8 protein-coding genes are annotated in these 13,340 nt (G+C 72.1%); all 8 read left to right on the top strand.

Translation table 11 applies throughout. The annotated features are described in order from the left end of the window. Positions 1–37: 37 nt before the first annotated feature. A complete protein-coding gene (locus tag WC326_07780) occupies positions 38–379 on the top strand; it encodes an SH3 domain-containing protein (GenBank protein ID MFA7330955.1) in 342 nt (113 codons plus the stop codon). Continuing rightward, the gene (locus tag WC326_07775) at positions 366–2,888 is read left to right on the top strand and encodes a S8 family serine peptidase (GenBank protein ID MFA7330954.1); all 2,523 of its coding nucleotides are present in this window, start codon (positions 366–368) and stop codon (positions 2,886–2,888) included. Before WC326_07780 ends, WC326_07775 begins: the two co-directional genes overlap by 14 nt. Positions 2,889–2,956: 68 nt before the next feature. Further along, the gene (locus WC326_07770; protein MFA7330953.1) at positions 2,957–3,958 is read left to right on the top strand and encodes a FlgD immunoglobulin-like domain containing protein; all 1,002 of its coding nucleotides are present in this window, start codon (positions 2,957–2,959) and stop codon (positions 3,956–3,958) included. Between the two features lie 113 nt (positions 3,959–4,071). Then, positions 4,072–6,633 (top strand): TonB-dependent receptor, encoded by a 2,562-nt coding sequence (locus WC326_07765; GenBank protein ID MFA7330952.1) that lies wholly within the window; start codon positions 4,072–4,074, stop codon positions 6,631–6,633. Positions 6,634–6,643: 10 nt separating this feature from the next. Beyond that, positions 6,644–9,607, top strand: coding sequence for a hypothetical protein (locus tag WC326_07760; protein ID MFA7330951.1), 2,964 nt, complete (start codon positions 6,644–6,646; stop codon positions 9,605–9,607). A gap of 7 nt (positions 9,608–9,614) precedes the next feature. Continuing rightward, positions 9,615–10,613 (top strand): PorV/PorQ family protein, encoded by a 999-nt coding sequence (locus WC326_07755; GenBank protein ID MFA7330950.1) that lies wholly within the window; start codon positions 9,615–9,617, stop codon positions 10,611–10,613. Between the two features lie 115 nt (positions 10,614–10,728). Beyond that, complete coding sequence (apaG, locus tag WC326_07750; GenBank protein MFA7330949.1) at positions 10,729–11,142, top strand: Co2+/Mg2+ efflux protein ApaG; 414 nt, start codon at positions 10,729–10,731, stop codon at positions 11,140–11,142. A 542-nt stretch (positions 11,143–11,684) separates the two neighbouring features. After that, a complete protein-coding gene (gene der / locus WC326_07745) occupies positions 11,685–13,307 on the top strand; it encodes a ribosome biogenesis GTPase Der (protein ID MFA7330948.1) in 1,623 nt (540 codons plus the stop codon). The last annotated feature ends 33 nt before the right edge of the window (positions 13,308–13,340 follow it).

The raw sequence follows: 13,340 nt of genomic DNA, 5'->3' as shown, positions 1-13,340 counted from the left end.
TCCCACATTGGCCCGGTCAACACAGAAAGACCACACCATGAATCGTCAGATCTTCCTGCGCGGGAGTTTCCTCCTGCTGGTGCTGCTGTTGCTGGGCTGCGGCGGACGGCCGGAGCCCGCCCCCCTGCCCGCCCTCGAGGACTGGGTGGGCAAGCTCGTCTTGGCCGAGGCGGCCCAGGACCTGCTGGGCGAACCGCTGGGACCCCGCATCGGCCAACTGCCCGCCGGTCAGCCCGTCCCCGTGCTCGAGCGCAAGGCCGACGAGGCCGGCCAGATCTGGTTGCGCGTGTCCGTGCCGGCGGACTCCCTGACGGGCTGGCTGCCCCAGGAGCGCGTCCACGGGGTCCAGGGGGAGGACGGCCGCATTGCCACGCACTAGCCGCCTTTTTCGGCTGGCCGGGCTGGGCGGCCTGCTGCTCCTGCTGGCAGCCCTCCCCGGCGAAGCAGCCCTGCCTGAGCCGGACCTCTACCTGGAACTGGCCCCGGGAGGCGCCGCCGGCCTGGCCCGGGACTTCCCGGAATTGCGAATTACGCCCCTGCTGCCCGCGCCCCTCATGCGGAAGCTGGGCCTGCCCGACTGGGTCCGGGCCCGCCCGCCGGCCGGCGCGCCGGACCTGCTGGCGCGCCTGCGCGGACACGCCGCCGTGCGGCTGGCCGAACCCGTCCCGCTGTTCCGCACCTCCGCCTGGGTGGCCGACGACCCCGCCCTGCGCGCCCAGTGGCATCTGGAGCGGCTGGGGGCCGTGGCGGCCTGGCAGCGCTCCCGGGGTGGCCCCGCCGCGGTGGTGGGAATCGTGGACACGGGCGTGGACTGGCGGCACCCGGACCTGGCTGCCGGCATCCACGTCAACCCGGGGGAGGACCTGGACGGGGACGGCCGCTGGAGCGAGTCCGACGGGAACGGCCTGGACGACGACCTGAACGGCCTGGTGGACGACGGCGTGGGCTGGGATCTGGTGGACCTGCCGCCCGAAGTGCTTTGGCCCGGCGAGGACGGCGAGCCCGCGGACAACGACCCCGCGGATTTCAACGGCCACGGCACCCACTGCGCGGGCGACGCCGCCGCCGTGGGCTACAACGGGCTGGGCGTGGCCTCGCCGGCCCCGGCCGCCCGGATCCTGCCCATCCGCGCCGGCTATACGGGCACCGACGGAATGGGCTACGTCAGCCATGGCCTGGAGGGCATGCTGCTGGCGGCGGCCTCGGGTGCCCGGGTGATCTCCATGAGCTTTGGCGGGCCGGGCGGCGGGACGCTCTGGCAGCAGGCCGTGACCACGCTGCACGCCCAGGGCGTGGTGCTGCTGGCCGCGGCGGGCAACGAAAACAGCACCCAGCGCAGCTACCCCGCGGCCTTCGACGAGGTCATCGCCGTGGGCGCCACGGATCCGGCCGACCAGCGCGCGGACTTTTCCAACTACGGCAGCTGGGTGGATCTGGCGGCCCCGGGAGTCGCGATCCTCTCCACGGCGACCGGCGGCGGCTACACGGTCATGCAGGGCACGTCCATGGCCACGCCCGTGGCGGCCGGCGTGGCTGCGCAGGTCCTGGCGGTCCATCCCGACTGGGGCGCTGGCGACGTGCTGGCCCGGCTGGCGGCCACGGCCGAAGCGCTGCCCGGTCAACAGTTGGGCGCGGGCCGGGTGGACGCCGCCCGGGCGCTGGCGCCCGAGGCCTGGGTGGAAGCGCTGGGCGTGGCGGGCAGCGGGCGGCTGCCGGTGAACACGCCGGGCCGGCTGCGGCTGGCCGTCCATGCCGGGGAGCGCGCCCTGGCGCAGGGCGTGCTGGAAGTGACGGGACTGGATCCGCGCCTGCCCTTCGCCACTGTCAGCCTGGAGCTGGGCCAGCTGCGCGCCGGGGAATCGGACACGCTGGAGTTGGAACTGGAGCCGCTCTGGACGGAGCCTGGACTGGCCGAACTCCGCCTGCAGGGGCGGTTGCGGGACGGGGGCGAGGACCACTGGCAGGGCGAGCTGCCGCTGGCCTGCGGTGTCACGGAATTGCTGCTCCTGGAGGGAGATTCCTCAGACAACTGGAGTCTGCTTGGCTGGTATGTTGAGGCCTTGACAAGCCAGGGTCGGGCGCCCGAAGTCCAGCAGTTGGCCTGGAGTTCCGCCGCCGAGCTGCCCTGGAGCCGGGCGCGCCTGCTGCTGCTCTTCAGCGGATCGGACTTGGAGCCCCAGTTCGAGCCGGCCCTGGAGGACAGCCTGCGCGCCTTCCTGACGCGGGGTGGGCGGGCCGTGCTGAGCGGCCAGCGCCTGGCGGGGGCCTTCAGTCCGGCTTTCCTCCAGGAGGCGGCCGGGGCGGGGCTGACGGAAGAGGCGGCGGCCAGCGTGCAGGTCTGGGGCGCCCCCGGGGCGCCGGACGTGGCGGACCTGCACCTCTTGTTGACGGGTTCCGGCGGCGCGGGCAACCAGAGCGACCCGCAGGTGCTGGAGGCCCTGGGCGGCACGCCCCTCTTCACCTGGAACAGCGGCGGCACGCCGCGTCTGGCCGGCCTGCGCGCGCCCGACGGCCGGCTGGACCTCTTGGCCTTCGGTCTGGAGGCCGTGAACGGCGATCCCGAGTGGGGCGCGGATCTGGCCCAGGTGCTGGAGATCCTGCTGCCCCAGGCCACGGTGCTGCCACCCAGGGAACGGCCCCGGGCGGCGGATGGACTGGCCTGCTGGCCCAACCCCTTCAACCCCGCGCTGCAGCTGCGCAACACGGGGTCCCGCCCGCTGCGGCTCAGCGTCCACAACGCGCTGGGCCAGCGCGTGGCCGAGTTGGGGGCGCTGGGGCCCGGAGAGTTTCGCAGCTGGCGGCCCAGTGGGTTGGCCGGCGGACGCTACTGGATTCGTGCGGCGGCGGACGGGCGGGAAGCGAGTCATCCCGTGCTGTGGCTGCCCTGAGGGATGGAAGGGAACACGGGCGCAGCGGCGTCCGGTCGTGAACGGAAGGGAAGGGAAAGGGAGACGCGATGTTGAAGAGTGTTGTACTGGGCCTGCTGCTGCTGGCGGCGGGCGCGCGGGCCGACGTGCTGCATCAGGAGCAGTTCAGCGAGGGCACGGCGGACCTGAGCTGGTTTTCCTCCTGGGGCGAGAGCGCCGATCAGGTGGCCGTGGACTGGATGACCGGCAACCCGTCCGCCGACGGCTTCATCGGCACGCTGGGCAACGGCCTCTCCGGCGGCGGCGTGGGCACGGCGCTGGTGGACGCGCCGGACCTGACGGACTATCAGCTCAGCGCCCAGGTCTACCTTGTGCCGGGTACCACGCACTACCGCGGCATCGTCGGCCGGGCCACGGAATTCACCACCGACACCACCAGTACCTGGGGGTTCTACGCCTTCGTGGCGGACCTCTCGGAGGGCACGGGCATGGGCGACGAGCGCCTGATGCTGCGAAAGTGGCTGCCCGGCGGCACGGCCATGACCACCATCAAGGTTTGGACCCGCGCCGAGCTGGGCGACCTCTACCCGGCGACCGAGGGCTGGTACAACCTGGGCATGGCCTTCGCAGGCAGCCAGATCACCTGCTCGCTCAACGGCCAGACCCTGCCCGACGGCACCAGGAGCGACGACGCCTTCACGGGCGGCGGCTTCGGCGTCTACTACTTCGACTTCGCCGACATGGACGGCCACCTGAGTTTCGACGACGTGCTGGTGGAGGGCGAGACCCGCGTGGACCGGCCGGTGACGCCCGCCGGGCTGGCGCTGGGCAACCCCTGGCCCAATCCCTTCAACCCCTCTGTCCGGGTGCCCGTGCAGCTGGAGCGCGCCGCGCGGCTCACGGCCCGGGTCTACGATCTGGGCGGACGGCTGGTCTCCACGCTGGCGGACGGTCAGTGGGCCGCCGGCCTGCACGAGCTGCACTGGAACGGCCAGGACGCCGCCGGCCGCCCCGCGGCCAGCGGGCTCTACCTGCTGCGCGTGGAGTCCGCGGGCACCACCCGTGAGACGCGCCTGACCCTGCTGCGCTGACGCCGGCGCCGCGCCGCTGCCCCGCTGGGCCGGGGAGCCACGTTCGACATGCATTCCGCTGGACCCGGGGGCCGTGCGCCCCCGGGTTTCCCCCACATCCGGAGCGACCCGCCATGCCGGGAGCCCTGCTGGTCCTGTTGATCCTGCTGGCCGCGCCCCTGCGGGCGGCGGAAACCGGCAAGCTGCTGCTGAGTGTCACCAGCCAGGGCCAGGCCCTGCCCGGCGCCAACGTCTGCTGTCTGGAGCCGCGGATGGGCGCCGCCACGGATCTGGCGGGACAGGCCGTGCTGCTGGGCCTGCCGCCCGGCCGGCGCCGGTTCCGCGTCACCTACGTGGGCTGCCAGCCCGTGCTGGCGGAGGCCTGGATCGTCTCCCACCTGACCACGCGCCTGAACGTGGAGCTGGTCCCGGCCGTGCTGGAGGCCGAGGAACTGGTGGTGCGGGCGGACCCGCGGGCCCTGCCCCTGGACCGCACGGCGCACATGGCCGTGATGGACGGCGAGGGTCTGCAGGACATGGCCCTGCGCGGCCTGTCCGCGGCCCTGACCCTGGAGGCCGGGATCACGCGTGACGAGAGCGGCGGCCTGCACGTGCGCGGCGGGCGCGCGGGCGAACTCAAATTCCTGGTGGACGGCGTGGAGGTGCAGGATCCCTGGTCCGGCACCTTCCAGGGGCTGGTGAACGAGGACGAGGTCCAGGAGCTGGTGCTGGTGGCCGGCGCCTTCAACGCCGAGTACGGCGACGCCATGAGCGGCGTGGTGAACATCGTCAGCCGCCAGGGCGCACCCCGGCCCGGCGTCCGCGTGCGCCACGAGAGCGTGGGGCTGTTGGCCTCGCCCTGGCGCCGCGCCCAGCCCTTTGCCGCCGTGCGCGACGAGGAACTCTACCGCGAGCGCCGGCTGGCGGACTGGAGCGCGCCCCGCGCCTCCGACCTGCTGCTGGACCTGCCGGGCCGTACCCAACTCAGCCTGTTCGGGCCGCTGGCCGCCGGCTGGGAGGGCCGGGCCGCCTGGCTCAACCACGCCGAGTCCAGCCACCTGCCCCACGGCTACCTGCGCGAAGGCGACCTCCGGCTGGGCCTGGGCCGGGCCCTGCCCAGCGGCGGCCGGCTGGACCTCGCCTGGGAGCGCGCACGGGCCGAGGAGCTGGAGTACGACCACCGCTGGAAGTACCTGCCCGGGAACCAGGCCCGCCAGCGGCGCAGCCAGGACCGTGCCCAGGCGGTCTGGACCCGCTCGTGGTCCGCGCGCCTGCTGGGCAGCGCGCGCCTGTCCTGGCAGCGCCACGCCGCCTGGTCGGGCGTGCTGGACGCCACGGGCGCGGCCCTGGATCCGGGCTTGCTCGAGCGTCCGCTGCTGCGCGCCCAGCAGGACTTCTACCAGTCCGGCCATTCTCCCGACCAGTCCGACCGCACGACGACCCAGTGGCGCCTGGGCCTGGACGCGCTGCTCCAGGCGGGCACGCACCACGAGTGGAAGGCCGGGCTGGACCTGCGCCGGGACGACCTCGAGCAGGTGGCGCGGCACAATCTCTGGAGCCGGTCGACGGACTTGTCCGAGATCTACCTGGAGGATCGCGTGCGGGCCCGGCCGCTCCAGGCGGCCCTCTTCCTGCAGGACAAGCTCGAGTACCCGCACCTGGTGGTGAATGCCGGGCTGCGCCTGGACTGGCGCGACCCCGACACGGACTGGCTGCCCGATCCGCTCCAGCCCTGGGTGGAGGAGGCCGGCCAGGTGGAGCTGGCGCGCGCCACGGCCGTTCCGGCCCAGTGGGCGCTCTCGCCCCGGCTGGGCCTGGCCTTCCCCTTCGCCGACGAGGCCGTGCTCCACGCGGCCTGGGGGCACTTCCTGCAGTTCGCCCCGCTCGCGGCCCTCTATTCCAACCGCGGGCTGAACCTCGACTACACGCTGGTGCCGCTGATGGGCAACCCGCGCGTCCAACCCCAGCGCACCACGGCCTGGGAGCTGGGCCTCAACCGCCGGCTGCCCGGCGGCGGCGAGCTGGGCCTCTCCGCGTGGTACAAGGACCTGCGCCACCTGCTCTCCACCCGCCAGGTGATCCAGTACACGGAGCCCTTCTTCGTTTACGCCAACACGGACTACGCCAACGTGCGCGGCGTGGATCTGAGCTGGAGCCGGCCGCTGGCCCTGGCCCGCGGGGCGCGCCTGAGCCTGGACTACACCTGGATGAGCGCGCGGGGCAACGGCGCCGAGCCCGAGAGCGGCGTTATCCGGGCCCGGGACGGCCAGGAGGAGGAGTTCAACGAATTCCCGCTGGACTACGAACAGGCCCACGACCTGGCGGCGCGCCTGAGCGTGACCCTGTCCGGCGGACTGTCCGCCGAGCTGGCCGCCCAGGCCGGCAGCGGGCTGCCCTACACGCCCTACGTCGACGTGGGCGTGGAGGTCCCCACCAATTCGGCGCGCCGGCCCTGGGTGCTGCGCACCGACGCGGCCCTGCGCTGGTCGCGGCCGTTTGGCCGCCTGCGCGCGGAGGCCTGGCTGGCGGTGGAGAATCTGCTGGACCGCCGCAACGTGGTGCGCGTCCATCCCAGCACGGGCAAGCCCTTCGACGATCCGCGCGGGCTGATCGGCTCGACGCTGGACGCGCTGCACGACCCCTCCCGCGTGGAGGCGCCCCGGCAGATCCGCCTGGGCCTGGATCTTTCCCTGTGACGGAGGGCCCATGAACCGCTTCCTGCCCGTCGGCCTGCTCTTTCTGGCCCTGTCCGCCCGGGCCGAGGACTGCCTGCGCTGCCACGCCTTCATTCCGCAGGTCTCGCGCAAGGCCCTGCACGAGGCCCGCGCGCGCGGCACGGCCGAGTTGGGCGACAACGCCATCTCGGTCCAGGACCGCGGCCAGCTGAGCAACTTCGGCTCCAACTTCGGCGACATGAGCGACTACCACGTCTGGAGCACGGAGAGCCTGCACTGGCCGCGCGAGGCCAACAGCGAGACGCACTACGGCTTCGGACTGGGTCTGGTGGTGGCCGCCCGGGACAACGTGGTGGAGAGCTGCATGAACTCCATCGCCGGGATCCGCGAGTGGACGCCGGTGGCCGGCAGCCTGGGCGGCCTGTTCAGCGGGGCGCTGCGCGCCAGCGACGAGACCCCCTACATGGCGCACTCCCACCTGCCCGAGACCTGGCCCGCCCCGGGCTGGCCCGGACCCTGGCGGCAGGAGTATCGCTTCGTGCCCGTGCCGGGTTCGCCCACCCAGGCGGTACCCGGCGAGTTCACCAGCGACAGCGACAGCTGGTGCCGCTTCGACGACCGCCAGAACCCGCGCGGCGCCCTGGGCCTGGAGGTTGCCCAGAGCGGCTTCAGCTACGGCCGGCCCTACGCCGACGACCACCTCTTCTGGCGCAGCGTGATCCACAACCGCTCGGGGCAGCGGCTGGATTCGCTCTACGCCGGCTACTACGTGGCCTTCCGCCCGGACTTCGACTTCGTGGACCGGATCGGCACGCTCTCCACGGCCGAGCTGGGCCTGCCCTACGGGCGCGCGAACGACGTGGTCTACGTCTGGGACGTGAACGCGCAGAACGACGGCGCCTGGGCCGGCAACGACCTGCCGCCCGGCATCCCGGCCCTGCTGCTGACGGAGACGCCGCGCGACCTCGGGGTGACGGACTTCCACTGGTTCAAGGCCGATCAGCGGCCCCAGACCGACGAGGAGCAGTGGGCCGTGATCAGCTCCCAGCCGGAGCTGGCGGACAGCGCTGCGCTCTGGTTCCACTCGCCGAATGGCCGCGGACGGCTGGACTCTTGCGACGACGGCGAGCAGGAGCAGGCCTTCGGCGCCGGCACGCGGCTCAACTTCCTGGTGATGAGCGGACCCTTCAGCCTGGACCCCGGCGACAGCGTGGTCAGCGCCTGCGCGGCCGTGCTGGGGGAGGGCGGCGCGACGCCCGGCCAGCCGGACCTGGCGGACCTGCGCGCGAACCTGGCGGACGCCTGGGACATGTACTGGCGCACGCGCTACTCCGGCCCGGGCGCCCCGCCCCAGCCCGAGCTGGGCGGCCGCGCCCTGCCCGGCGGGGCCCGCCTCTGGTGGGGCGCCGACCCCAGCGAGAGTGCCGCCGACTTCGAGGGCTATCGCGTCTACCGCAGTCTGGACGGCGGCCAGAGCTGGGGCGACCCCATCACCGACTCCCGCGGGCGGCGCGTGGCCTGGGCGCCCCTGGCCACCTTCGACAAGGTGGACGGCATCCAGGGCGAGGATCCCAACGGCTTCACCTTCCTGGGCCGCGACAGCGGGCTGGCCTACTCCTACACGGACCCGGGCCGGACGGAGGGCCTGGAGACCTGGTATTGTGTCACGGCCTACACCACCGGACGCGAGGACGACGCCGAGGACGTGCACGTGCCCTCCATCGAGAACCCGCTGGGCCGCTCGGCGGAGGATTCGCACACCGTGGTGCTGCGGCCCGGCGCGCCGGCCTCGGACCTGGAGCCCCTGCCGGAGGACGTGCAGTGGCTGCTGCCCACGGGCGGGCGGCTCTGCGACGCCCGGGTGGGCCTGGACCTGCTGGATCCCTGGCTGCAGCGCGCGGCGGACTGGCGCCTGGACTTCGCCGCACCCGCGGCGGGGGACTCCGTGCCGCGCTTCCAGCTGGTCTGCGAGAGCACGGGGGACACGCTGCTGCGCGACCTGCGCGTCCCCGCGGCCGGCGATCCGCCCCTGCCCCAGGTGGACGGGTTCCGGCTGGTGATCGAGGATGTGACGCCGGGCGCCGCCGCGCTGGGCTGGAACGTCGGCAGCCCCTGCACCTTCGATTGGTGGATGGACGACCGCACCGGGCTGGTCAACGAGTACCCCGAGTACGTGCTGGGCGCGGACGACTGGCGCCTGGAGGTGCGCGAGCCGGGCGACACGGTGGACCTGCCCGTCTACCTGTACTACTACCTGGGTCAGGACACCACGCTGAGCGGACCGCCCAGCCCGGCGCCGTTGCGCGCCTGGCGCCGGCCGCTGGACTCGGAGGAGTGGCTGGACGTCTCCACCCACGTCTGGGCCGAGGATCTGCGCCTCTACTTCCCCGACCTGGAGACCTTGAGTCCGCTGGGCTGGGATCTCATTCCCGGCGGGCTGGCGGGCAGCCGCGAGCACGCCAACTGGGAGACCTACTCCGACGCCCTGGTGCTGCGCGACTCCGACGCCATCCCCTGCGCTTCCGAGATCCTGATCAAGACCAACAATTTCGACTGGGTGCAGGACGCGGCGGGCGACACCCTGCGCGGCGTGGCGCCCAATCCGGGCGACCAGTTCACCGTGCTGACGCGCAAGCCGCTGCGCGCCGGCGTGAGCTACCGCTTCCACACCGCGCCCCCCGCCCGGCAGGCCCAGGCCCCGGCCCTGCGCGTGCGCACGGTGCCCGATCCCTACGTGGCCAGCCACGCCGGCGAGGCCGGGACGGGCGGCCACCGGCTGCAGTTCACGGGCCTGCCCGGCCGCTGCACGATCCGCATCTACACGCCGGCCGGGGACTGGGTGCGCACGCTGGAGCACGCCGACCCCACCCGCGACACGCTGGACTGGGACCTGCGCAATGCCGACCGCCAGCACGTGGCCTACGGGCTCTATGTGTTCCACGTGCGCGACGAGCACGGCCGCGAGCAGACCGGCCGCTTCCTGATCATCCGCTGAGGTCACCATGCGAGGACGGCTCTTCATCCTGTTGCTGCTGGGTCTGGCCCTGAGCCCGCCCGCGTCGGCCTTCCGGCGCGCGGGCACCTCGGGGGCGACCTTTCTCAAACTGGTCCAAGACGCGCGTTCCGCCGGTCTGGCCGGGGCCACGGCCGCGCTGCCCGGCGCCTTCCAGGGCCGCTGGCCGGGTCCGGGCAACGCCTTCGTCAACCCCGCCGGCCCGGCGGGCGGACTGGAACGCTCGCTCAGCCTGTCCCAGGAGCGGCGCTTCGCCGAGATCCGCCACGGCCTGCTCCAGGCCAGCTGGCCGCTGTCCGAGAAGAGCGCGCTGCTGGCCGGGGCCAACTGGCTGACGGTGCCCGAGCAGGAGATCACCACCCTGGAGCAGCCCGAGGGCACGGGTGCGAGCTACGCCTACCGCGACCTGAGCCTCGAGCTGGGGCTCTCCACCCGGCTGACCGACCGGCTCTCCGTGGGCGGGACCGTGCGCTGGATCCGCCAGGAGCTGCACCGGGAGAAGGCCGAAGGTCCGGCCCTGGACCTGGGCCTGCTGTTGGAGACCGGCTGGCGCGACCTGCGGCTGGGCATGGCCCTCTCCAACTTCGGGCCGCGCCTGAGCCTGGCGGGCGAGGATCTGCTGCTCCCCAGCGCCGACGGCCGTCCGGCGCAGCTGGACGTGGAGGAGTTCGCGCTGCCCCTCTTGTTCCGCGTGGCGCTCTCCGACCGCCTCTGGAGCCGGGGCGAGCAGCGCGTGCTGGGCCTGTTGCAGGCCGAGCATCCCAACGACGGGCGCGAGAACCTGCGGGCCGGGCTGGAGTACGCCTGGCGCGAACAGCTCTACTTGCGGGTGGGCCGCTACTTCCGCCGGGACCTGGAGCAGGCCGCGCTGGGCGTGGGTTTCGTGCTGCCCCTGCCGGACCGCCAGCGCCTGGTGCTGGACTACGCCTGGACCTCCCAGCAGCGCCTGCAGGGCACGCACCTGCTGAGCGCCAGCCTGCTCTATTAGGCTTGGCGGGGGCTGTCTGAACAAAAACAGGGCGGGGCCTTGGATTGCCGCCCGCGCCTGCGTTCCTTTCGCCGCACCGCAGACCGCCAGCGACCGGTGCGGAAAGGATCTCGCCATGCCCAGCAACACGGCCTCCGAGCGGGTGACCCGGCAGATCCGGGTCGTGGCCGAGCCCCAGTATCTGCCGCACTACTCCGAACCCGAGAACGACCACTACGTCTATTCCTACCGCATCCGCATCCGCAACGAGTCCCCCCGCACCGTGATGGTGGCCGCGCGCCATTGGCTGATCATCGACACGGACGGCAACCGCGACGTGGTGGACGGCCTGGGCGTCGTGGGCGAGCAGCCCGTCCTCGAGCCGGGGATGGATTTCGAGTACAGCAGCTTCTGCCCGCTGTCCTGCACCTTCGGGACCATGGAGGGCTGGTACGAGGTGGTGGGCGAGGAGGGCGAGCGCTTCCAGGTGGAGATCGGGCGCTTCTATCTGGTGGCCCGGCCGGACGAAGAGCTGGAGCAGGTCAGCTGAGCGGCTGCCCGACTGGAATTCCCAACCCGCTGCGGCGGGTTTTTTCATGCTGGGGGGAGGTGGAGACCAGCGGAGCGGGCAACGCGGGCAGGCGGTGATTCGTCCGGGAGCGTGGGAGCGGACGGAGGAGGAGCGGGCTAAAAAGTCGAAAGGGCCGACCTGGGTGGGTCAGCCCTTCCGATTGTGCCCTAAAACCTGCTTTGTGGGGATGTAAAGCAGTAAAAGAAGGAGCTTATGGTCACTCGCCGTGGCGAGGAAACGTCGTTCTCCAAAATGCCGTGCTGTTGGGGTGCTGTTTTTGCTATTGCCCGAAGGACAGGCCAAGAGTATCACTTGCGGCGGAACCGCGCAAGGCGATTCACGGAAAAATGCCGGCCGGCGGGAAAAAACTTTGGAACCACGTAGAGCGGGGATGGGCGCAGGGTTTGGACGCTCTCCTTACCTTGGACCCCGCGACGCTGCCGCCGGACCTGGTCCGGCGCCGCGTCCGCACGGATCATCCGCCGGTCGGACGCCCTCCGGCCGCAAACAACAAGGCAGGCATGTCTCACAAACCCATCGTCGCCGTGGTCGGCCGTCCCAACGTGGGCAAGTCCACGCTCTTCAACCGGCTGGCCAAGACCCGCAAGGCCATCGTGGACGACCAGCCGGGGGTGACCCGCGACCGGCACTACGCCGAGGTCCAGTGGGGGCACCGCGAGTTCATGTTGATGGACACGGGCGGCTTCGTGCCCGAGGGCCACGACATGTTCAACGTGGCCATCCGCGAGCAGGTGGAGGTGGGGCTGGCGGAGTCCGACCTGGTGCTGCTGGTGGTGGACGCCAAGACCGGCGCCACGGAGACCGACCAGGTGCTGGCCCGGATGATCCGGGACACGGGCAAGCCCGCCCTCTTGGTGGTGAACAAGGCCGACAACGAGCGCCTGGAGCTGGAGGCGGCGGAGTTCTGGAAGCTGGGCCTGGACGAACCGCTGCCGGTCTCGGCCATCAGCGGGCGCTTGAGCGGCGACCTGCTGGACCGGGTGGTGGCCCTCTTGCCGGAGCGCGGCGGGTCGGGCCTGGACGGCGACCTGCGCGTGGCAATCATCGGCCGGCCCAACGTGGGCAAGTCCAGCCTGGTGAACCGCCTGCTGGGCGAGGAGCGCGTGATGGTCACACCCGTGGCCGGCACCACGCGGGATTCCATTGACAGCCTGCTGCCCTACAAGGGGTTGCGCTACGTGCTGGTGGACACGGCCGGCCTGCGCCGGCGCACGCGGATCCGCGAAAACGTGGAGTTCTACGCCAGCCTGCGCAGCCAGGCGGCCATCGACAGCGCCGACGTCTGCGTGCTGCTGGTGGACGCCGAAGAGGGCCTGACGCACCAGGACGTCCAAGTGCTGGAGGAGGCCATCACGGCGCGCAAGGGCGTGCTGATCGCGGTGAACAAGTGGGACCTGGTGCCGGACAAGGCGACCAACAGCGCCCGCGACAAGGAGCGGCGCATCCGCGATCAGATCCCCACCCTCTCCTGGGTGGAGGTGGTCTTCATCTCGGCGCTCACCGGGCTGCGCGCGCGCCGGATCCTTGACCTGGCCTGGGAGATCCACCAACGCCACCACCGGCACCTCTTGCGCTCCGAGCTGGAGGCCGTGCTGCTGCCCGAGGTGATCAAGCATCCGCCCGCCTCCCACGGCGGGCGCTGGGTACGCATCGAAGGCGTGCGCCAAGTGCGGGACAATCCGCCCTGGCTCGTCTTCCAGTGCAATTTCCCGGAAGCCCTGGACTCGCATTACGCCCGCTTCCTGGAGAACCGCCTGCGCGGGGCCTTCGACCTGCGCGGCGTGCCCGTGCGGCTGGATTTCCGCCGCCGCCGCGAATTTTTGGAAGCCTTTGGACCCATTCCGCCGGAGGACGAGGTGATGAAGACGGAACGCATGCTGGCCGAGGATGCGCGCAACCGGGACATCGAGGACGACGACTACGAGCTGGATCAGGATGGTGCGCTGGAGCCCCGCGGCCCCCGGGGCCTGGATCCGGACGAGGACGAGGAGGGCGAGGAGGAGGACGGACCGCTGATCTGGGATCCGGACTCGGACGAGCCCTTCGACCCCGAGGAGGAGGAACTCGATCCGGACGAGGACGAGGACTGGAGCGAGGACGGGGACGAAGACGAGACCCGCTGAGCCGGCCCCGCTCCGCGTCGGCCTGATCGGCAC

This window comes from Candidatus Delongbacteria bacterium (genome assembly GCA_041675285.1).
Classification (GTDB): domain Bacteria; phylum CAIWAD01; class CAIWAD01; order CAIWAD01; family CAIWAD01; genus CAIWAD01.
The sequence above is the reverse complement of the archived record's forward strand: the minus strand, read 5'-3'. Positions and strand labels throughout refer to the sequence as shown.

What these genes read in the sequence shown, in the direction of transcription:
- WC326_07780 (MFA7330955.1), top strand. Translation starts at nt 38, where the DNA reads ATGAATCGTCAGATCTTCCTGCGCGGGAGTTTCCTCCTGCTGGTGCTG.
- WC326_07770 (MFA7330953.1), top strand. Translation starts at nt 2,957, where the DNA reads ATGTTGAAGAGTGTTGTACTGGGCCTGCTGCTGCTGGCGGCGGGCGCG.
- WC326_07765 (MFA7330952.1), top strand. Translation starts at nt 4,072, where the DNA reads ATGCCGGGAGCCCTGCTGGTCCTGTTGATCCTGCTGGCCGCGCCCCTG.
- WC326_07760 (MFA7330951.1), top strand. Translation starts at nt 6,644, where the DNA reads ATGAACCGCTTCCTGCCCGTCGGCCTGCTCTTTCTGGCCCTGTCCGCC.
- WC326_07755 (MFA7330950.1), top strand. Translation starts at nt 9,615, where the DNA reads ATGCGAGGACGGCTCTTCATCCTGTTGCTGCTGGGTCTGGCCCTGAGC.
- apaG (MFA7330949.1), top strand. Translation starts at nt 10,729, where the DNA reads ATGCCCAGCAACACGGCCTCCGAGCGGGTGACCCGGCAGATCCGGGTC.
- der (MFA7330948.1), top strand. Translation starts at nt 11,685, where the DNA reads ATGTCTCACAAACCCATCGTCGCCGTGGTCGGCCGTCCCAACGTGGGC.